The organism is Atlantibacter hermannii, assembly GCF_009907385.1.
Taxonomy (GTDB): Bacteria; Pseudomonadota; Gammaproteobacteria; order Enterobacterales; family Enterobacteriaceae; genus Atlantibacter; species Atlantibacter hermannii_A.
On the sequence record NZ_JAAATR010000062.1, the window covers coordinates 1 to 19,206 of the forward strand.

At 57.0% G+C, this 19,206-nt stretch carries 17 protein-coding genes; 7 read left to right on the top strand and 10 right to left on the bottom strand.

Features of this window, described 5'->3' with window-relative positions:
- Nucleotides 1–41 precede the first annotated feature (41 nt).
- The 3 genes from crtY to crtB are packed head-to-tail and all read left to right on the top strand — an operon-like array spanning nucleotide 42 to nucleotide 3,579.
- Nucleotides 42–1,178 (top strand): lycopene beta-cyclase CrtY, encoded by a 1,137-nt coding sequence (gene crtY, locus GV764_RS16135; protein ID WP_161661015.1) that lies wholly within the window; start codon nucleotides 42–44, stop codon nucleotides 1,176–1,178.
- Complete coding sequence (locus tag GV764_RS16140; RefSeq protein WP_161661016.1) at nucleotides 1,178–2,656, top strand: phytoene desaturase; 1,479 nt, start codon at nucleotides 1,178–1,180, stop codon at nucleotides 2,654–2,656. Before crtY ends, GV764_RS16140 begins: the two co-directional genes overlap by 1 nt.
- Complete coding sequence (crtB, locus tag GV764_RS16145; RefSeq protein WP_161661017.1) at nucleotides 2,653–3,579, top strand: 15-cis-phytoene synthase CrtB; 927 nt, start codon at nucleotides 2,653–2,655, stop codon at nucleotides 3,577–3,579. The genes GV764_RS16140 and crtB overlap by 4 nt, the downstream gene beginning before the upstream one ends.
- Here the strand turns inward: crtB and GV764_RS16150 are convergent.
- Nucleotides 3,497–4,000 carry a sterol desaturase family protein gene (locus GV764_RS16150; protein WP_161661031.1) on the bottom strand — a complete coding sequence of 168 codons (504 nt, stop codon included), beginning with the start codon at nucleotides 3,998–4,000 and terminating at the stop codon, nucleotides 3,497–3,499. The two genes, crtB and GV764_RS16150, sit on opposite strands and share 83 nt — an antisense overlap.
- A gap of 166 nt (nucleotides 4,001–4,166) precedes the next feature.
- On the opposite strand from GV764_RS16150, the gene GV764_RS16155 reads away from it, so the two are divergent.
- Both GV764_RS16155 and GV764_RS16160 read left to right on the top strand, forming a co-directional pair.
- Nucleotides 4,167–5,168, top strand: coding sequence for a hypothetical protein (locus tag GV764_RS16155; RefSeq protein ID WP_161661018.1), 1,002 nt, complete (start codon nucleotides 4,167–4,169; stop codon nucleotides 5,166–5,168).
- 110 nt (nucleotides 5,169–5,278) lie between these two features.
- Nucleotides 5,279–6,184 (top strand): LysR family transcriptional regulator, encoded by a 906-nt coding sequence (locus GV764_RS16160; protein ID WP_161661019.1) that lies wholly within the window; start codon nucleotides 5,279–5,281, stop codon nucleotides 6,182–6,184.
- A gap of 33 nt (nucleotides 6,185–6,217) precedes the next feature.
- On the opposite strand, the gene GV764_RS16165 is transcribed toward GV764_RS16160, so the two are convergent.
- The 4 genes from GV764_RS16165 to leuC all read right to left on the bottom strand — a co-directional run bounded on the left by GV764_RS16165 (nucleotide 6,218) and on the right by leuC (nucleotide 10,531).
- Nucleotides 6,218–7,561, bottom strand: coding sequence for a 2-hydroxycarboxylate transporter family protein (locus GV764_RS16165; RefSeq protein WP_161661020.1), 1,344 nt, complete (start codon nucleotides 7,559–7,561; stop codon nucleotides 6,218–6,220).
- A gap of 71 nt (nucleotides 7,562–7,632) precedes the next feature.
- Nucleotides 7,633–8,478 carry a fumarylacetoacetate hydrolase family protein gene (locus GV764_RS16170; protein ID WP_161661021.1) on the bottom strand — a complete coding sequence of 282 codons (846 nt, stop codon included), beginning with the start codon at nucleotides 8,476–8,478 and terminating at the stop codon, nucleotides 7,633–7,635.
- Nucleotides 8,479–8,492: 14 nt separating this feature from the next.
- Nucleotides 8,493–9,110, bottom strand: a complete 618-nt coding sequence (leuD, locus tag GV764_RS16175) for a 3-isopropylmalate dehydratase small subunit (RefSeq protein ID WP_161661022.1) — start codon at nucleotides 9,108–9,110, stop codon at nucleotides 8,493–8,495.
- A gap of 2 nt (nucleotides 9,111–9,112) precedes the next feature.
- On the bottom strand, nucleotides 9,113–10,531 hold the full coding sequence (gene leuC / locus GV764_RS16180) for a 3-isopropylmalate dehydratase large subunit (RefSeq protein ID WP_161661023.1): 1,419 nt from the start codon (nucleotides 10,529–10,531) through the stop codon (nucleotides 9,113–9,115).
- Between the two features lie 230 nt (nucleotides 10,532–10,761).
- On the opposite strand from leuC, the gene GV764_RS16185 reads away from it, so the two are divergent.
- A complete protein-coding gene (locus GV764_RS16185; protein WP_161661024.1) occupies nucleotides 10,762–11,505 on the top strand; it encodes a sulfite exporter TauE/SafE family protein in 744 nt (247 codons plus the stop codon).
- Between the two features lie 3 nt (nucleotides 11,506–11,508).
- On the opposite strand, the gene GV764_RS16190 is transcribed toward GV764_RS16185, so the two are convergent.
- On the bottom strand, nucleotides 11,509–12,021 hold the full coding sequence (locus GV764_RS16190; RefSeq protein WP_161661025.1) for a cupin domain-containing protein: 513 nt from the start codon (nucleotides 12,019–12,021) through the stop codon (nucleotides 11,509–11,511).
- A 43-nt stretch (nucleotides 12,022–12,064) separates the two neighbouring features.
- Nucleotides 12,065–12,943, bottom strand: a complete 879-nt coding sequence (locus GV764_RS16195; RefSeq protein ID WP_161661026.1) for a LysR family transcriptional regulator — start codon at nucleotides 12,941–12,943, stop codon at nucleotides 12,065–12,067.
- Nucleotides 12,944–13,058: 115 nt separating this feature from the next.
- On the opposite strand from GV764_RS16195, the gene GV764_RS16200 reads away from it, so the two are divergent.
- A complete protein-coding gene (locus GV764_RS16200) occupies nucleotides 13,059–13,790 on the top strand; it encodes a sulfite exporter TauE/SafE family protein (RefSeq protein ID WP_161661027.1) in 732 nt (243 codons plus the stop codon).
- 38 nt (nucleotides 13,791–13,828) lie between these two features.
- Here GV764_RS16200 and GV764_RS16205 read toward each other — a convergent pair whose 3' ends face one another.
- The 3 genes from GV764_RS16205 to GV764_RS16215 form a co-directional block, all read right to left on the bottom strand.
- Nucleotides 13,829–15,688, bottom strand: a complete 1,860-nt coding sequence (locus tag GV764_RS16205) for an STY4199 family HEPN domain-containing protein (RefSeq protein WP_161661028.1) — start codon at nucleotides 15,686–15,688, stop codon at nucleotides 13,829–13,831.
- 21 nt (nucleotides 15,689–15,709) lie between these two features.
- Nucleotides 15,710–17,776, bottom strand: coding sequence for a hypothetical protein (locus GV764_RS16210; RefSeq protein WP_161661029.1), 2,067 nt, complete (start codon nucleotides 17,774–17,776; stop codon nucleotides 15,710–15,712).
- Between the two features lie 187 nt (nucleotides 17,777–17,963).
- A complete protein-coding gene (locus GV764_RS16215) occupies nucleotides 17,964–19,088 on the bottom strand; it encodes an MBL fold metallo-hydrolase (RefSeq protein ID WP_161661030.1) in 1,125 nt (374 codons plus the stop codon).
- Between the last annotated feature and the right edge of the window lie 118 nt (nucleotides 19,089–19,206).

Consider the following 19,206-nt stretch of genomic DNA (forward strand, 5'->3'; position numbering starts at 1 on the left):
CTGCTCAGCGGACGCCCGGTTTACCGGGGGACGGCGCAACCATGAACTGGGATCTGATCCTTGTGGGCGCGGGTCTGGCGAACGGCCTGATTGCCTGGCGGTTGAAACAGCGCCATCCCCGCATGAACATTCTGATGCTTGAGCAGGGCGCCTCACCCGGCGGCAACCACACCTGGTCGTTTCATCATCACGATCTCAGCGCCGCGCAACATCAGTGGATCGCCCCGCTGGTGGCCCACCGCTGGCCCGGTTATCAGGTGATTTTCCCGGCGCTGATGCGCGATATCGATCAACCCTATTACACCGTCAGCGCTGAACGCTTTGCCAGCAAGCTGCGCGAGGCGCTGGGAGACGATCTGTGGCTGAATTGCCCGGTGGCCGACGTCGCGCCAGACAGCGTGCAACTGGCAGACGGCACCACGCTGCGCGCCAGGGCGGTGATTGACGGGCGCGGCCAGCGCGCCATGCCGGGCTGGCGCTGCGCCTGGCAGCTGTTCGTCGGGCAGGAGTGGCGGCTTGCCGGGCCGCACGGCCTGACGCGCCCGCTGCTGATGGACGCCACCGTGGCCCAGCACAACGCTTACCGGTTTTTCTATCTGCTGCCGCTCACGCCCGACACGCTGCTGATTGAGGACACCCGCTTTAGCAACGTGCCGGACTTACCGGCGCAAGAGTATCGCGACGCCATCCGCCAGTATGCCGCCCGGCACGGCATGGCGCTGGATCGCCTGCTGCGCGAAGAGACCGGCTGCCTGCCGTTGACGCTGGCGGGCGACGCGCCGCTGCACGCCAGCCAGCCCTGTTCCGGGATGCGCGCCGGGCTGTTCCATGCGGTGACCGGCTACTCCCTGCCGCTGGCGGCGCAGCTGGCCGACGCTATTGCCGATCAGGATCGTATCGACGCCCACCGCCTGCACCGGCTGGTTCAGGGGATCGCGACCCGCCAGTGGCGCAACCAGGGTTTCCTGCGCCTGCTCAACCGGATGCTGTTTCTGGCAGGCCAGGCAGATCGCCGCTGGCAGGTGATGCAAAAATTCTATCGCTTACCCGATGCGACCATCGCGCGCTTCTACGCCGGGAACCTGACGCTGACCGACAAAGCGCGAATACTGACAGGCAAGCCTCCCGTCCCCGTTTTCGGGGCGCTGCGGGCGGCGATAAACACAGGGAATAAATAATGAAAAAAACCGTGGTGATTGGTGCAGGATTCGGCGGGCTGGCGCTTGCCATCCGCTTACAGGCGGCGGGGATACAGACCACGCTGCTGGAGCAGCGCGATAAGCCCGGCGGGCGGGCGTACGTTTATCACGACCAGGGGTTTACCTTTGACGCCGGGCCGACGGTGATCACCGATCCCAGCGCGCTGGAGGAGCTGTTCGCCAGCGCGGGAAAACGGCTGGAAGATTACGTCGAACTGCTGCCGGTCGATCCGTTTTACCGGCTGTGCTGGGAGGACGGCAAGCGCTTCGACTACAACAATAATCAGGCACTGCTCCAGCAGCAGATCGCTGACTTTAACCCGGCGGACGTGCAGGGCTACGCCCGCTTTCTGGATTATTCGAAAGCGGTGTTCAAAGAGGGCTACCTGCGGCTCGGCGCGACGCCGTTTTTGCAGTTCAGCGATATGGTAAAAGTCAGCCCGCAACTGATGCGGCTGCGCGCCTGGGAAAATGTTTATCAGGCGGTGTCGCGCTTTATTCAGGACGAACACCTGCGCCAGGCGTTTTCATTTCACTCACTGCTGGTGGGCGGCAACCCGTTCGCCACCTCGGCGATCTACACCCTGATCCACGCGCTGGAACGCGAATGGGGCGTCTGGTTCCCGCGCGGCGGCACCGGGGCGCTGGTCAACGGCATGGTCAAGCTGTTTACCGATTTGGGCGGCACGCTGGAGCTGAACACGGCGGTTGAGCGCATCGAGGTTAACCAGCAGACAGTCACCCAGGTGATGGCCCAGGACGGACGCGTATTCGCCGCCGACGCCGTCGCCTCCAATGCCGATGTGGTCAACACCTATCAAAAGCTGCTCGGCCACGATCCGCACGGCAAAACCAAAGGCGAGAAGCTGGCCGGGAAGCGCATGAGCAACTCGCTGTTTGTGCTGTACTTCGGTCTGAACGCTCCGCATCCGCAGCTGGCTCACCACACCATTTGCTTCGGGCCGCGTTACAAAGAACTGGTGCAGGAGATCTTTAACGGCTCCACCCTGCCGGACGATTTCTCGCTGTATCTCCACTCGCCGTGCGCCACGGATCCGTCGCTGGCCCCGCCGGGCTGCGGCGCGTTTTACGTGCTGACGCCGGTGCCCCATCTTGGCAATGCGCCGCTCGACTGGCGCGTGGAAGGCCCGGCGCTGCGCGAGCGGATTTTCGACTATCTGGAACGGCGCTATATGCCGAATTTGCGCCAGCAGCTGGTGACGCACCGCATCTTTACGCCGGATGATTTCCAGCACACCCTGGGCGCGCATCTCGGGTCGGCGTTTTCGCTGGAGCCGCTGCTCACCCAGAGCGCCTGGTTCCGTCCCCATAACCGGGATGAGCATCTGCATAATCTGTATCTGGTGGGCGCGGGCACTCATCCCGGCGCGGGCATCCCTGGCGTGATCGGCTCGGCGAAAGCCACGGCGCGGCTGATGCTGGAGGATCTGGCATGAATCAACCGCTGTTCCGCCACGCGGCCAACACCATGCGCAGCGGCTCAAAAAGCTTCGACGCCGCCGCCCGGCTGTTTGATGCCGACACCCGCCGCAGCGTGCTGATGCTGTACACCTGGTGCCGCTATTGCGATGACGCCATCGATAACCAAATCGCCGGTTTCGCTGCCGACGCGCCTGCCAGCGACTCCCCCGTTCAGCGGCTGACGCAATTGCGTACCGCCACCCAACAGGTATATCAGGGCCACGCGATGAGTGAACCGGCGTTTGCCGCGTTGCAGGAAGTGACGATGCGTCACCACATTCCCGCCCGATGGCCGCTGGAACATCTGGAAGGCTTTGCCATGGACGTGCGCGGCGAGCGGTATCACACGCTGGATGACACCCTGCGCTACTGCTACCACGTGGCAGGCGTCGTCGGCCTGATGATGGCGCATATTATGGGCGTGCGTGACGAGCGGGTGCTGGACAGGGCCTGTGATTTGGGGCTGGCGTTTCAGTTGACCAACATCGCGCGGGATGTGATTGAAGACGCCGAAGCCGGGCGCTGCTATCTGCCCGGTCAGTGGCTGGCTGAACAAGGGTTAAGCCTCGGGAACTTTCACGCGGTGGAGAACCGGGCGGCGTTGTACCGGGTGGTGGCGCGGCTGCTGGACGAGGCGGAGCCTTATTACGTCTCGGCGCTGGCAGGGTTGCCCGCCCTGCCTCTGCGCTCCCGCTGGGCGATTGCCACCGCCAGGGATGTGTATCGCGCCATCGGTATCAAGGTGGCTGACGCCGGGGAGCAGGCCTGGAACAGCCGCCAGCACACCGGTAAAGCGGAAAAACTGGCGCTGCTGCTTAAGGGCGCGGGGCGCGCGGCGATTGCGCCGCTGGCGGCGCGTTCGCCGCGTCGGGATTCACTGTGGCAGCGGCCTGTTTAGCCGGACGGCGACGATTGCGTAACTGCGCCTGCAACGCCTCCGGCGAACGCACCACTAAAAAGCCAAACGACACGCAGCCCTCTTTGCCGTTCACCGCATGATGGAAACGGTGCGCCAGCCACAGCCGCTTAAGATAGCCTTTGCGCGGCACCCAGTGAAACGGCCAGCGCTGATGCACCAGCCCGTCGTGGACCAGGAAATAGAGCACGCCGTACAGCGTCATGCCCGCGCCGATCCACTGCAACGGCCATACGCCGGCGGTCCCCACGGCGATCAGCGCGATGGCGACTACCGCGAACACCACGGCAAACATATCGTTAAGCTCAAAACAGCCGGTGCGCGGGGAGTGATGAGAGCGGTGCCAGCGCCAGCCGAAGCCGTGCATGATATAACGGTGGGACAACGCGGCCACGGCTTCCATCGCCGCCGCGCTAGCCAGAACAATCACTACGTTAAGCCAGATACTCACATCCCTTTCCTCGTCAGCGGGCGTAAACCTGTAGCAGTATAGTGCACCCGCCGGATTTGGCGGGATCCAGGCTGGTCTACACTCAGGATGGACACATTTTTCTCGCAGAGGTAACCGGATGACGAAAGCAGCACTCGCCTTATTGTTTATCAGCGCGGCAGGCGCTGTATGGGCCGCCGACGCGCCGCAGTTTAGCGACGCCAGCAGCCAGAGCGTGTATTTGCAGTATTACCCTTCTTCGAAAGCGCCAACCGGCGTGGCCCACACGCCGGGGCTGCGGATTAATTTCCCCGGCGGGGATGCGCGTCCGATTGAAATGGATACCGGCTCCACCGGAATTGTGATTTCCGCCGAATCGATCCCCCGCTTTTCGCAGCTCCCCGGCACGCCGGGCAAACTGACTTACAACAGCTCGGGGCGGATCATGATCGGCTCCTGGGTGACCACGCCGGTGACGCTAAGCGGCAGCAACGGCCAGCACTTTACCACCGCGCCGATCCCGGTGCTGGCGGTGACGCAAATCGCCTGTCAGGACAACGCGCGCCACTGCACGCCGGAAGATAACCCGCGCGGCGTCGCCATGATGGGCGTCGGTTTTGCCCGGGAAGGCAGCGAACAGAAGCAGAGCACGCCCGACACCAATCCGTTATTAAACCCGGCGTCAGCGGATAATTTTCACCAAGGCTACGTGGTGACGCGCAACGGGGTACACGTGGGGCTGAACGCGACGGTCACGCAGGGCGGATTCTCTTACGCTAAATTGCAGCCCGACCCGCGTATTCCCGGCGAATGGCAGGCCGCGCCGGTGTGCATCGTGGTGAACAGCGATGCCAAACGCTGCGGAACGGCGCTGGTCGACACCGGGGTGAGCGAGATGTTTTTGACGTTGCCGAATTATCCGTCCAGCGCCCTGCCTGATGACGCCTCGCTGACTTTCACGTTTACGCCGGCGGTGAGCTATTCCCTCAGCGGCAGCGACTCGCCGCTGGCACCGGAGAAAATTATCCTCAACACCACCCGGCAAACGCCGTTTGTCAATACCGGGGTCAATTTCCTTAACGGGTTTGATGTGCTGTACGACGCGCGAAATGGGTATGTGGGTTACCGGGCGGTGAAATAACGCGGTCTGCCTCCTGTGCGCCTGGCGTTATTTAATGGCTTAATAAGATGAAATACCGGTGCGGGCTATTGTATTATTTACCGCTTAATATCCCGCAAGGATCCACGCCAATGAAAAAGAAATGGCCGCAGGTAGAAGACCTGGAAGTGTTTATGGCGGTGGTGCGCCATAACAGTTTTTCCGGTGCGGCGGTTGAGCTTGGTTTTTCCAATGCCTGGGTGACGAAGCGGATTAATACGCTGGAAGAAACCTTAAACGCGAAACTGCTGCATCGTAATACGCGTGAAATGCGCCTGACGGCGGCGGGAGAAGTCGCCCTTATTCAGGCCGAAGAGATTATCAACAAAAATAACGCGGCGATGGATCTGATTGTGAATATCAAAAATGATATTCAGGGCAATTTCCATATTTGCAGTTCATTTGGCTTTGGTAAAAATCATCTAACCAACCCGCTGTCGGCCTTCTCCAGATTACATCCCGGTTTAAAAATTAAGTTCACCTTAACCGACACCAAACTGGATCTGATTAAAGAGAATGTCGATCTGGAAATTATGGTGGGCGAGAGTTTTCACGAACGCTATTACGCCAAAAAAATTGCCGACAATAAACGTATCCTCTGCGCCTCGCCGGGCTACCTGAACCAGCACGCTGCCCCTGCCTCGCCTGCGGATCTCTCCCGCCATCAGTGCCTGTTTTTACAGGAAAAGGGGCTGACCTTCGGTCTGTGGCATCTCAGCGACGGGCACAGGCAGGAAACGGTGCGGGTTGACGGCAACCTGTCATCAAATAATGGCGAAGTGATTTTGCAATGGGCGCTCGACGATTGCGGTATTGCGCTGCGCAGCGAGTGGGATGCAAAACGCTATATTGCGTCTGGCGATCTGATTCAGCTGTTGCCCGATTATTATGAACAGGCGTCGGTGTGGGCGGTCTATCCGACCAAACTTGAAGAATCCATCAAGACGCAAAAGTGCATTACTTTTCTTGAAAGCTATTTCAAAAGCATTCACTTCTGATTGCCGCCCCCTGTGCAGGGGGCGGCGAACGCATCAGGAAAATGCCGCCAGCAGCATGGTCGCCAGAATCACGGTAGAAGCACCGCCGATACGCGTTGAGATCTGCGCAAACGGCATCAGCCCCATGCGGTCGCAGGCCGAGAGGATCGCCACGTCCCCGGTGCCGCCAAGCCCGCTATGACAAACCGTCACGATGGAGGCTTCGACAGAGTACATATTCAGGAAGCGGGCCAGCAGGAAGCTGACAACGGCCATTGACAGCACCACCGAGGCGCAAACCGCCACGTAGGCGACGGAAAATACCGACACCACGCTTTCCAGCGGCACGTACAGCATGCCAAGGCCGATCATGGTCGGCCAAATCAGCGAGGTGGAAATCAGCTTGTAACAGGATTTCGCGCCGGTCTCCATTCTGCCGGGGATGACTTTGGCGTACTTACACAGTACCGCCATCACAATCATCAATACCGGGCCCGGAATATGTACCAGGCGCTCCAGCAGGCCGCCGAAGATAAAGAAGCAGCAGATCATTAATAACCCGGCACCCATCAGGGAATAGTCGGTTTTGCCGTTCCATTCATCACCGATGTTATTAAAAATGGCGTTATCTTCTGCGGTGCGGATCAGCATACCGTTGCCGCTGAGTTCGGGTTTCATTTTACCGAGCTTCGACAAAAAGCCCGCGCAGACGATAGCAAAGATATTGCCGATAACGGCGGCAGGCACCAGCTGCGCCACATAGATATCCGGCGTGGTGCCGAGGATAGAAGAATAGGCCAGCGACAGCGGTAAAATCCCTTCCCCAATGCCCCCGCCAATAATCGGCACGATAATATAGAAAAAGGTGTGATAGAAGCTGTAGCCAACCGCCTTCCCGACGACCAGCCCCACGCCAACGGCGGTCAGCGTACCCACCACCAGCGGCACGAACATTCGAATCATCCCCTGAACCAGAATAATGCGGTTCATGCCCAGGATGCTGCCCACCACCAGCGTCGCGATCACGAAATACAGAAAGTTGGCATCCTTCATCAGCACATGTACCGAATCCAGCACGTTTTCAGGGATGACGTGATAAAAGACCAGAATCGAGGGGATCATCAGGCAAAGTATGGCCGGGCCGCCGATATCTTTTATTACCGGAATATTCTTGCCGACGGTGGATAAAATAAACCCCAAAGACATGATAATCGCCAGGCCGCCAATCATATTTTTAGGTAATGTGCCAAACCACGCCGCTGAACCCACTATCACGCACATTGTTGCAAAAAACCAAACCGGTACTGAACAAATTTCTTTTACTGACAGCCCGCCCAGAGTATGCGTCGCTGTCAGTTTCTTACCATCATGTAGGGTATGAGTTTCAATGTTATTCATTGTTTCCGCCTTTATAGCAATAAGAGGGCTTACTTCCTGAAGAGGTAAAAGATGTTCAAAATTATTTTTAATTATGCTGCGACAGATTCTTTAATATGATTACTTAAGCGTCCCAGCCCTTCGATTTCCACTTCAATACAATCTCCCTCTTTTAAGAACAGCGGCGGAGTTCTTTTTTTACCGACGCCGCCGGGCGAGCCGGTAATAATCACATCGCCCGCGCTTAATGGCGTAAAGGTACTGATATAGGAAATAAGGTACGGGATTTTATGGATCATATTTTTGGTATTATCGCACTGTACTTCCCGTGAATTTAAAAAGGTGCGGATTTGTAAATTATGCGGATCCGGGATTTCATCCCGGCAGGTTAAATACGGGCCGAAGGCGCCGGTGCGCGGCCAGTTTTTCCCGGCGGTGTACCAGGTATGCTGCCAGTCGCGGGCGGAGCCATCCATATAGCAGCTGTAGCCCGCCACATGCGACAGCGCATCCTGCTCGCTGACATGGCTGCACTTCTTGCCGATGATCACCGCCAGTTCCCCTTCGTAGTCAAATTCCCGGGATTCGGCAGGCTTATTGACGTAGCTCAGGTGGCCGGTTTGCGAGTCGGCGAAGCGAATAAACAGCGTCGGTTCGGGATTCTGCTCATTAAATTCAGCGCGTTTTTCGCTGTAGTTCATCCCAACGCAGATAATTTTGGTCGGATTATCGATAACCGGCAGAAACGCGACGTCATTAATAGCGTAATCTGCGGCGGCACGGGCAATTTCTCTCAGGCTGGAAACATCTTCATGCTCGAGAAACGCTTTTAATGACGGATAGCGATTTCCATAAATCGCGCTGACATCAATAATGCCGGCGTCCCTGACGATACCGAATTTATTTTTACCATTAATGCTAAAGTTGACAATTTTCATTGCGCTTATTCCTGTTAATACTGAACGGTTCTGTGCCACGGATTGCGGGCAAAGTATTGCTCTTCGAACTGCTTAATTTCCCGGGTAAACGACAGGGTGAAGCCGATAGCATCGAGCCCCTGTAACAACATATCTTTTTTAATCTGGTCAATGGCAAAGGCGTATTGATGATCTGCGCTGGTGACGGTCTGCTGCGCTAAATCGACCTGGAGGGTATTGGTCTCGCGCTGCATAATACAGTTGGCGATTTGCTGTATTTCCGTCTCGCTGAGGCAAATGGTTAATACGCCGTTGCGCAGGCAGTTATCATTAAATATTCCGGCAAAAGATGTGCCGATTAAGGCTTTGATTCCCAGCTGTTTTAATCCCCATACCGCATGTTCCCGGCTGGAGCCGCAGCCAAAATTAGGGCCGACAACCAGAAAACTGGCTCCCTGCCATCCCGGCTGATTTAAAATAAAATCCTCATTCAGGCTGCCGTCCTGATTAAAGCGTAAATCGAAAAATAAGCCCCGATCCAGGCCGCTACGGTCAATGCCTTTAAGAAACTGCTTCGGCATGATCACATCGGTATCAATATTTGCCGCCATCATCGGGGCGGCAATACCCGTTACGCAGTTAAACGCTTCCATGATTAAACCTCGGTGAAATATCTGACATCGGTTAAGTGACCGGCAACCGCAGCGGCGGCCACCATCGCCGGGCTCATTAAATGGGTGCGCGAGCCCGCGCCCTGACGGCCTGCGAAATTGCGGTTGGTGCTGGAGGCGCAGCGATCGCCCGGCGACAGCACGTCTTCGTTCATGGCCAGGCACATCGAACACCCTGACTGACGCCACTCGAAACCGGCATCGATAAAGATCTGCGCCAGCCCTTCCCGTTCGGCGCGTTCCCGCACCTGGGTCGATCCCGGCACAATCATGCCGCGCACGTGCGGGGCGATTTTTTTGCCCGCCAGCACCTTCGCCACTTCGCGTAAATCCTCGATGCGGCTATTGGTGCAGGAACCGATAAAGGCGTGGGAGATGCGGATCCCGGTGAACGGCGTACCGGGCTTAAGTTCCATATAGTTAAGCGCCGTCTGGTAATCGTGCCTTTTCTGCCGATCTTCAATGGATTGCGGATCGGGTATCACGTCGGTAATCGGGCCCGCCTGATCGGGGCTGATCCCCCAGGTGATAAAGGGTTCGAGCAGGGAACAGTCGATACAGACTTCTTTATCAAACTTCGCACCCGGATCGGTTTTAAGCGTCCGCCAGCTCTCTACCGCGCGATCCCACAGTTCGCCTTTCGGCGCGCGCGGCGTGTCCTTCAGGTAAGCAAAAACGTTATCGTCCGGGGCCATAAAGGCACCGCGCGCCCCCGCTTCCACCGCCATATTGCAGATGGTCATGCGCGCTTCGACGCTCAGGTTATCGATAACGCTGCCGCAGAATTCGATGGCGTAACCGGTCGCGCCGTCCGCGCCGATACGGGCTATCAGCGCCATGATGACGTCTTTGGACGTGACACCCGCGCCGAGCTGGCCTTCCAGGGTGACGCGCATATTGCGCAGCTTTTTGTACACCAGCGTTTGGGTGGCGAGGAAATGTTCGATCTCCGACGTGCCGATGCCAAAGCCGAATGCGCCGAGCGCGCCGTAGGTGGTGGTATGGCTGTCCCCTGCCGCAATCACCATGCCAGGCATTGCCAGCCCCTGCTCATGCGCCACCACATGCTCGATGCCCTGACGCTTATCCATCACGTCAAACAATTCGATATCAAAGAATCGGCTGTTTTCGGTGAAATATTTCACCTGCAGCGCACCGCCGGAATCGGTCATTTCCGGGTTGCGCGCGGGCCGGGTCGGATTAACGTGATCCACATTGAGCAAAACAGATTTGGGGTTCCAGACGCTGCGGTTCTGTTCGCGTAAACCGCTGAACGCCTGCGGGCTGGTATATTCGTTGAGAATCGAACGATCGATATACAACAGCACATTACCGTCGTCATCGAATTTTTTAATGGTATGGGAATCGATATGTTTATCGTAAAGCGTTTTAGCCATATTCATAGTCATCTCGAATTACTCGGGTTTGTTTTTGCCAGTATAAATTTCAGGGGTAATGTGTATAGCCTGTAACGGGTTTAAATAAGTAAAATCATTTTTTGCAAATCGTGAAAAGTCGATAAATATTTAGCATTACAGTCGGTTAGGTCACTTCACAGCCTGTTAAACACCATTATTAATGCGTCAGGGTTAATGCTATAGTGCGCGACGGATAAGCGATGCGATGATAACTAATGAGTACGACATTACTTTTATTTTTCGAATGTTTATGTATTGGCGGCGGGCTGGGTTTTTTAGGCGGTCTGTTAGGTATTGGCGGCGGAATTATTGCGATTCCGCTGCTGGCATGGTTATTTCAGATGGACCAGCAACTCGCTCAGGGCACGGTATTAATTATGATCATCCCGAACGTAATAATGAGCGTCATTCACTACCGACGGCGCAATGACATGACATTCAAAAATATTATTCCGCAGTGTATTCTCTCGAGCGTATTTTCCATTTTCTCTTCGATGCTGGCGATCCATCTTGATGCCAGATCCCTGAATCTGTTTTTTTGCGGCTTTATTTTTTTGCTGGCTTTTTATTATCTCTACGTCATTGTCATCAACCGCAAAACACCCCGCTATGCCCTGCCTGAATCCTGGCTGCCCGTCACCGGTATCGTATGCGGATTGACCTCTGGCCTGTTTACCGTCGGCGGAGGTATGGTGATTGTTCCCCTGCTGGTGGCGCTGTTTTCCTACTCCCAGACCAAAGCGCAGGGCACCGCGCTGGCGCTGGTGCTGCCCGGTGCCGTAACCGCGCTGGTGACCTATGCGGTTGCCGGCCACGTCGCCTGGTCTGTTGGATTGCCGATGGCGCTGGGCGGCGTGTTCACCGTTGCCTGGGGCGTCGCGCTGGCGCACCGGCTCCCCACGCAAGCGCTGAAAATGTGCTTCTGCGCGATGCTGTTTTTTGTCGCGTTCAGCGCGTAGCGATTAGCGCTGCCAGTATTTCGTCAACCCAGGCGCTTCTCCATTAACCGGATCCTGCTTTGGAAACGGTAGCGCGGCGATACGCGCCAGCATTTCCGGCGTCGCCGCCTGCCTGCACAGATCGAAATCCGCGCCCGGCGGATAAGCCCCTACCACCAGAAAATCGTCGCTTGCCGAGAGCCGTTGGTGCCCGGTGCCCGCCGGGAGCAGCAGCACGTCGCCAGTTTCAACATCGATCGCTTCCCCGCCGGGGCCGCCAAGCATCAGGCGCGCCGAACCCTGTGCCACGCCTAATACTTCATGGGCGTTGGAGTGGTAATGGTGATAGTCGAAAATCCCGTCGCGCCACTGCGGCGGCCAGCCGTTGTTGGCAAACAGCCGTTCAAACCCGCTGGCGATATCGCCGTCGGTCATCACGTTTTTGTAAATGAGCACCGGCAAATGGGGGTTATTAGGCACCCAGTCGTGGGCGGCGAGCATCAGGGTGTGAGGAACAGTGGCCTGGCGAGCAGTCATCGGCGATCTCCTTCCGTTAACGTGTCTGTTAACTGTAGACGGCTTATCGATCGGCGATGAGCTGTTCCAGAAGACTCTGCATGGCAGGCGAAAGCGTCGCCGCGTCGCGGCAGCAAAAACAGAGCTGGCGCTGCGCCCAGCCGTCTGCCAGCGGCACGATCGCGTAGCCATAGCGCGGCTGATAGCGCGCGGCTATGCTCAGCGGCAACACCCCAATACCGATGCCCTGAGCCACCATTTCGCCGACGCCCTCAAAGGTATGCATGCGAATACGCAGCGTCAGCGGGCGGCTGGCGTGGGCGTGAATATGCTCCTGTAACGCGCTGCCCGGATATAACCCGACAAACGGCAGTTCCTGAACATCCGCGAAGTGAACTGTTTTCTGCGATGCCAGCGGATGCCCTGATGACACGATCAGCGCCAGATTGTCGGTGGTGAGCGGATAGCGCTGAAGCCCCTGCGGATCGACGGCATCAGAGACGATCCCCGCCTCGCCCACGCCGTTCACCAGGCAATTAACGATATCGCTGCTGGTGCGCTCCTCCAGTTCGACGTGCAAATCAGGGTGCGCCGCCAGCCAGCGCGCCAGCCGGGATGGCAAAAACTCGCTCAGCGCCGAGGTATTGGCGTACAGACGCAGCGTCTGCTGTGCGCCGCGGGCAAAGCTGTTGAGCTCGCTTTTCAGTTGGTTTTGCTGTTCGAGGATCAGCCGGGCATGGCGTTCAAAGGCTTTGCCTGCCGTTGTGGTCCGTATGCCGCGCGCGTGGCGCTCCAGCAGCTGTACGCCCGCGTCCTGTTCAATATTGCGCAGCCGCTCGCTGGCCGAGGCCAGCGCCAGGTTCGCCCGCAGCGCGCCTTTGGTGATGCTGCCCGCGTCAACGATGCACAAGAACAGTGTTAAATCCGTCAAATCGAGCCGCATACGCTGCCTTTTCTCCCTTCGGTTGCGCCGAAGGCCGGGTGGGGAAAACCAGATTGTGCCCTGCCCGGCGTATTGATTCAATTACGCACTACGTGACTGAAAGGGCTGACGCACGATGAATGACGTTATTTTACTGATGGGGATTTTTATCGCCGCCGGAGTGGTAAAAGGCGTAACCGGGATGGGGTTGCCGACGGTTGCAATGGGATTATTAAGCCTGATGATGCCGCTACCGATGGCCGCCGCGCTGCTGGTGCTGCCGTCGTTTATCACCAATATCTGGCAGCTGTTTAGCGGCCCGTCGCTGGGGCAGATTGTGCGTCGGCTGTGGCCAATGATGGCGTGTAGTGTTCCTGCCACGGTCGCCGGTTCGGCATTGCTGATCGGCGCGGGGCAATGGGCGACGGCGGGGTTAGGCGCGGCGCTGATCGTTTACGCCAGCTATGCGCTGCTGGCCCCGGCGCTGACCGTTCCGGCGCGCGCCGAGGCGTGGCTTTCGCCGCTTACCGGAGCGATCACCGGCGTGGTGACTGGCGCGACGGGGGTGTTTGTGATGCCCTCGGTGCCCTATCTTCAGGCGCTGTCGATGAGTAAAGATGAACTGGTGCAGGCGCTGGGGCTGTCGTTCACGCTCTCTACCGTAGCGCTGGCGGGCGGTCTGGCGGCACATAACGCGTTTGCGATGGCGCAGCTTAATCAGTCGCTGCTGGCGATCGTCCCGGCGTTGCTGGGGATGTGGCTGGGGCAGAAAATCCGTTCGCGCCTGAGCGCTCAGCGCTTCCGGCTGTGCTTTTTACTGTTTTTGCTGGGACTGGGCGCAGAACTGGCGTTGAGGCCGTTTAGTTGACGGGGCGGCATCGCAGAGAACCGCGATGCCGCATAGGGTTAGATCCTGATGCCGTATTTCGCGGCAACGGTATCGTAGTAATCAATCTGATCTTTTAAATCGTCGATGACGGGCGGGTAATCTTCTTTGGCAAATTCAAGACGGCGATCGCAATAATATTTAAGAGACTCGCGGAAAACCTTTATCGATACAGAGCTGTATTGATAATCAGTAAATTTTAAGCCCGTCGCTGTCGCTGCCCGTTGAGAAATATCCTGCCGCACTTCGTTGGGAAACAGTGAATATACGGCCGCCTGGCGCGCTTTAAAAATAGCGTTCGCCACTGCATCGCCGTCATCTTTCATTAGCTCTTTAACGCACGCTGCCTGCGGTTTGTTATATTGGGCATATTCTTTATTTAGTCGGGTCTGGCGTTCAACCGCTTCTTTGCGTTCCTCAGCAAAGATTTTCTGCGCCTTCGGGTCTGCGCACACCAGACGAATAATTTTGCCGTTTAAGGTTTCGTTGAGGGTCCCTTCTTTCATCCGTTCGCGCATGTAATTGATTTCTGTACGGCACTCATATTCCGACCCGTTGATCCGATTTTCAGGGTGCGCAGTCACATATTCAATGGTGTCAGCGAGATCCTTGCTGGGGTTCTTGCCGTACTCCGTCATGGCCGCTGACAAAAATAATGAACTCCAGGTCATTCCACCTTCGTTAAACAATTTCACTGTGCGCAGGTCACCGTGCTTAATCGCCTGCTCCATGGTGCCCCGGTCCCACTGCACCCCAAGGTTCGCCAGCTCTTTACGCGGATCGACGCTGGTTTCCTGCTTCACGTTGCCGAGCTTTTCCTGTACGTCGCTAACCTGCTCTTTAATGATCTCGGTATTCACATAGCTGCCGCCGCTGAAGTGCAGCGTCACGCCAGAGATAACCAGGAGCCCTGCGATACCCGCCAGCGCCCAGATGAGTTTTTTATTGATACCCTTTCCTGTGTCTTCCAGGTTGGCAATCTGTTTCGCTAACTGCGCCTGATACGCGTTGATGGCCTCCCCAGGCGCACGGTACAACGCATCCGGGTCCGTCTGCAAACGCCCCTGCTGATGGGCGTTGCGCAGCGGTTCTACCACCTGGTCGAAATACTCGTTTAACAGCAGCATTTCTGATTCGGTTAATTTTTTATGGTGGGCGATTTTATTGCGGATATGGTTCAGGCTCTGCAAAAACTGCGACAGGGTTTCCCGAGTGGTGGAGGCGTAATTCAGCCCCGAAGCGCCGTCAAAATAGGCGTCGTAATATTCAGGGTAATCTTCCTGATTGGAGAAAATAATCCGCAGTTGGTCCAGCAACGTGCCGCTGAGAATATTGTCTTTTTCGGCGCTTTTCATAATCCGCGCCACCTGATCTTTGCCAAACAGCATTTGCAGCCGCGCGGCTAATTTCTGCTGATCCGCCCAGGCCTCGTCAATCACCTGGCGAATTAACAGTTCGATAGCGCGCATCTGACGCACCGCGTTATCTTCGCTGGTTTCGTCGGGTAACGAATAGCGGCTGTCCCAGCTCAGCTGCGGATATTTATGTTTCGCCAGTTCAAGCAGGTTAACGATTTGCAGGCTGGTAATCAGGCTTTTATTCAGCGTGATCGGATCAAGGTTCTGTACATCGTCGCAGCCGCGCAGTCCCTTCATCAGATCCACATAATCCAGCATTTGCTGCCGATTAAATCCCAGCAACTCGCCCACTTTGATCCAGTTGCCGTTCTCATTGCGGGCGTCGTCCAGCATCCGGTAGCTGGCGTCGAAGCTGTTATTTTCCGGCTGCGGTACGCTTAATACCCTGGCCAACTGTGCATGGGCCAGGGCGATAATATCCCGTGAGCGGGTAACAATGGCGATAGCGGTTTTATTATTCATTCGGTTATTTCTCCGTGCGCATTACTCTTCCTGGCTGCGAATATCAAAGAACCAGAAGAGGATGAATCCCAACAGACCAAAGGCTAAAAAGACGATCAGCGAGATCAGTTCGAAGTGGGCGCTCTGCCCGGCGATCTCCGCCAGCTGCTGCGGCGTGGTGTCGGGGTGTTTAAACAGCAACAGTTGCCACTCATATTCATTGGTGGTGAGGATATCGCGCACCGGCTCCCAGACGTGGCTGGCGGCAATGCCCATCCCCAGCGCCGAAAACAGCGAGCCGTAAATGCGGTGGCGGCGCGAATTCTGCCGGGCGATGGCGTCGCGCATCAGTGCATCCAGCCGATCCACCTGGGCGAACAGGCTGCCGCGCTGCTCGTGCAAGCCCCACTGCCGTTGCAGCATTTCACTCAGGCGGTTTTGTTGGGCGCTGGCGAACAGGGTATCGGTGCTGTTCAGCACGTTCAGGGCATTGACGCGCAGGGCGAAGATCTCCTCCTCCCACTGCTTATCCTCGATAGTCCCCGCCTGCTGCTTTAACTGCTGCGGCCATTTTTTGAAGATCTCGCGCGTCTGGCGTAGAAACTGGGCGTACTCGTCGCTGAGCGCGGCGATGCGGCGAGCGACGTTGACTAACCCTTCAAGCTGCGGATTATCCGGCGAGCGGCTGAACAGCGTGACGCCCTGCTGATGGCTGACGATCAGTACATCGCCCTGCCACTGCGCCTCGTAATGATCCGCCGCAGGCAGCGCGCCGGGCGTAGTGGGCATTAACGGCTGGCTACAGCCCGCCAGCCATGCTTCAAACGAGGGCGTGCTGGTCAGGTAGCCGCTGGTATCGGTTTGCTGCAAACGCGCATCCGGCTGGTTCCAGCGCCAGGCGCACACCCGCTTTTGCCCCTCGGCGGACGCAACAGCCTCGTCGACGCGCGTCAGGCAGGGTTGCAGATGATCGACAAACCCCTGTTGCCAGATTAACGGCAATACATCACGCCACCAGTCGAGTTTGCTGCCGGGGATGTCGGTATTGCCAATTGTCTTTGGCGCGCCCAGCAGCGTGTAGCGTCCGGCGTCATCCCACCAGGGTTGATCCGGCGCGTTAGAGACCCCAGCGTAACTGTGCAGCGGGCGCGGGTTATCGCACGGACGCCGTCCTTCCCAGCGCCGGTTCTCTTCCGCTTCCAGCGCCTGCCACAGGTTTTTCAGCGACAGGCCGCTGGTCGGATCCACCGAAATCACCATGTCGTTACCCGTGCCCTGCTGTTGCTGACGGTAAATGCCTAACAGCGTAAAGCCGTTTTTGCTCCAGCTGTGGACGCGATCGTTGCGGGCGAAGATTTTGAACAGGCCGCTGGGGTGTTGTTCGCTAAGGAACAGCGCATCCACCAGCATTTTTCGGCGACTATCGGCCTGTTCCACCAACAGCTGACAGGTGACAGCGCGCTCAATGGCCAGTTGATACAGCTGACATTCGTAGGCCAGCGCGGCCTGCGCCGCGAGGTAGTCCGTCGACGGCAGGGATTGCATGCCCTGCAGCGGCTCCAGAGTGTGATTAATAAACGCCGTGAGCAATTTCAGGCAGCGGATAAAGCCGTCGCGCAGTAACGCTGTATCGTAATCACGCGTTGCGGTTTGGGCGGCGTGCAGGCGCGCATGGGCGAATACCGTATGCAGGCAGGCGGCGGAACGGCCGACGTTATCGCCATCGAGATAAAACCCCTGCTCCCACTGGTCGATATACCGCACCCATGCGTCCAGCTCAGGGCATTCGCCGTCGCTAAACAGGCTGAACAGCAGCCAGGCGAAACAGCTATCCAGCGAAAAGTCTTCAATCGCGATATGGGTAATGGGCTGCGAACGGGCTTTATCACTCAACGCGCGTCGTTCACTGGCGTCCATCGCCCACAGCCAGGCAGAGAGTGAACGGTGCTGACCGCCGTTTTTGCAGTTCAGCGCTATCCCTGGCGACGCGGCGTCGCCGATACCCAGCGCCAGCATACCTGCGGGCAACTCGCGCAGCGACGGACGCATGGAGAAGGTGACATGCTCAAGCGCGGCGGCAAGGCGATCCCAGTTGAGTCTTTCGGCCATTCATCATCCTTTAATGCCCGAAGAAATACAGGCAGCAGTGCGGTTAGCGTTATTATTTATCGGAGAGGAAATGCAGCAGAAAAGAATATTATACATAGCGTAATGCGGCAATAATATTAACGTGAATTGCGCTTAAGTCTTCAATCGACACGGCCCGGTATAATGATCCAGGCCGTGGCTATTAAATTTAATAGCTTGTATTTTCCCCGTTATTATATTCCCACCAGCGGCTGAACGTCTGTTGGCTATTATCCATTTGCACCGTTTCACCGATTTTCGGCGTCAGTAATCGCCAGGGTTGATTCGCGCTGGCGGCAGACAGGCGCTCCAGCGGTTCATTCCAGCGATGGTGCGCCAGTTTGAATTTGCTGTTATGAGACGGCAACACGGCTTTGGCTTGCAGATCAGTGGCGGCTTTAGCGGCATCTTCTGGCGTCATATGAATAAACGGCCACTGGGCGTCGTACTGCCCACACTCCAGCACCGCCAGGTCAAACCCGCCGAGCCTGGCCGCGATATCGCTAAAATGTCGGCCATAGCCGCTGTCGCCGCCGAGGTAGATCCGGTGATTGGGCGTAATAATCCCATAGGAAGCCCATAGCGTCTGGTTGCGTTTAAAAAACCGCCCTGAAAAATGCTGGGCAGGCAGAATATGAATTTTCAGCCCGTCGGTTTTCATCACGCTGTTCCAGCCGCCCTCGAATATTTTCGCTTTCGGGAAACCCCATTTTTCAAAATAGGAGCCGACGCCGGTGGGGGTAATAATCTTGCCGATTTTATCGCGCAGGGCATTAATAGTCGGATAATCCAGATGGTCCCAGTGATCGTGGGTAATTAACAGATAATCCACGGGCGGAATATCCCCGGCGCGATAAATATTGCTGCCGCTAAATGCCACGTTGGTGCGGGGGATCGGCGAGGCGTAATCGCTGAATACCGGATCGACCAGATAATTTTTACCGTCGAGCCGCAGGAAATAGCTGGAATGCCCCATCCACACCACGGCGTTTTCCTTGAGCTGATGCAGATCGGTTTTTTGCGACGGCAGCACGCCCGGCGGCTGCGCGCCCTCATCTTTGCCGAATAAAAAGCGATACCACAGGGTTAACCGGCTCTGGGTGCGGGTCACCGGCGGCGGATCTTCGGCGTTAAAGAATTGGCCTTCGCGGTACAGGGGATTATCCCCCTGCGGCGCCACCACTGGCGAAGCGTACTGCGGCTGCTGAAGCCAGGCGAAAATAAACAGCGTTAAAAGCACGATGATGATAATCAAATAGCGGATCCCACGTTTTAGTGTTGAAGCTGTTGTCATTGAGGCATGAACTCCGGGGTAAGCAGGCGATACGCCGGCACGTTGGATAAGGGTACAACAATCGCGCTGGCGCGGGGGGAGGATGGCACGAAGTGGCAAGATATGTTTTGTTTTTGGG

Coding starts and splice junctions, on each gene's coding strand:
- GV764_RS16185 (WP_161661024.1), top strand. CDS start 10,762: ATGAGTACGACATTACTTTTATTTTTCGAATGTTTATGTATTGGCGGC.
- GV764_RS16210 (WP_161661029.1), bottom strand. CDS start 17,776: ATGGCCGAAAGACTCAACTGGGATCGCCTTGCCGCCGCGCTTGAGCAT.
- GV764_RS16165 (WP_161661020.1), bottom strand. CDS start 7,561: ATGAATAACATTGAAACTCATACCCTACATGATGGTAAGAAACTGACA.
- GV764_RS16140 (WP_161661016.1), top strand. CDS start 1,178: ATGAAAAAAACCGTGGTGATTGGTGCAGGATTCGGCGGGCTGGCGCTT.
- GV764_RS16170 (WP_161661021.1), bottom strand. CDS start 8,478: ATGAAAATTGTCAACTTTAGCATTAATGGTAAAAATAAATTCGGTATC.
- GV764_RS16195 (WP_161661026.1), bottom strand. CDS start 12,943: ATGCGGCTCGATTTGACGGATTTAACACTGTTCTTGTGCATCGTTGAC.
- GV764_RS16190 (WP_161661025.1), bottom strand. CDS start 12,021: ATGACTGCTCGCCAGGCCACTGTTCCTCACACCCTGATGCTCGCCGCC.
- leuC (WP_161661023.1), bottom strand. CDS start 10,531: ATGAATATGGCTAAAACGCTTTACGATAAACATATCGATTCCCATACC.
- crtB (WP_161661017.1), top strand. CDS start 2,653: ATGAATCAACCGCTGTTCCGCCACGCGGCCAACACCATGCGCAGCGGC.
- GV764_RS16155 (WP_161661018.1), top strand. CDS start 4,167: ATGACGAAAGCAGCACTCGCCTTATTGTTTATCAGCGCGGCAGGCGCT.
- leuD (WP_161661022.1), bottom strand. CDS start 9,110: ATGGAAGCGTTTAACTGCGTAACGGGTATTGCCGCCCCGATGATGGCG.
- GV764_RS16205 (WP_161661028.1), bottom strand. CDS start 15,688: ATGAATAATAAAACCGCTATCGCCATTGTTACCCGCTCACGGGATATT.
- crtY (WP_161661015.1), top strand. CDS start 42: ATGAACTGGGATCTGATCCTTGTGGGCGCGGGTCTGGCGAACGGCCTG.
- GV764_RS16150 (WP_161661031.1), bottom strand. CDS start 4,000: ATGGAAGCCGTGGCCGCGTTGTCCCACCGTTATATCATGCACGGCTTC.
- GV764_RS16160 (WP_161661019.1), top strand. CDS start 5,279: ATGAAAAAGAAATGGCCGCAGGTAGAAGACCTGGAAGTGTTTATGGCG.
- GV764_RS16215 (WP_161661030.1), bottom strand. CDS start 19,088: ATGACAACAGCTTCAACACTAAAACGTGGGATCCGCTATTTGATTATC.
- GV764_RS16200 (WP_161661027.1), top strand. CDS start 13,059: ATGAATGACGTTATTTTACTGATGGGGATTTTTATCGCCGCCGGAGTG.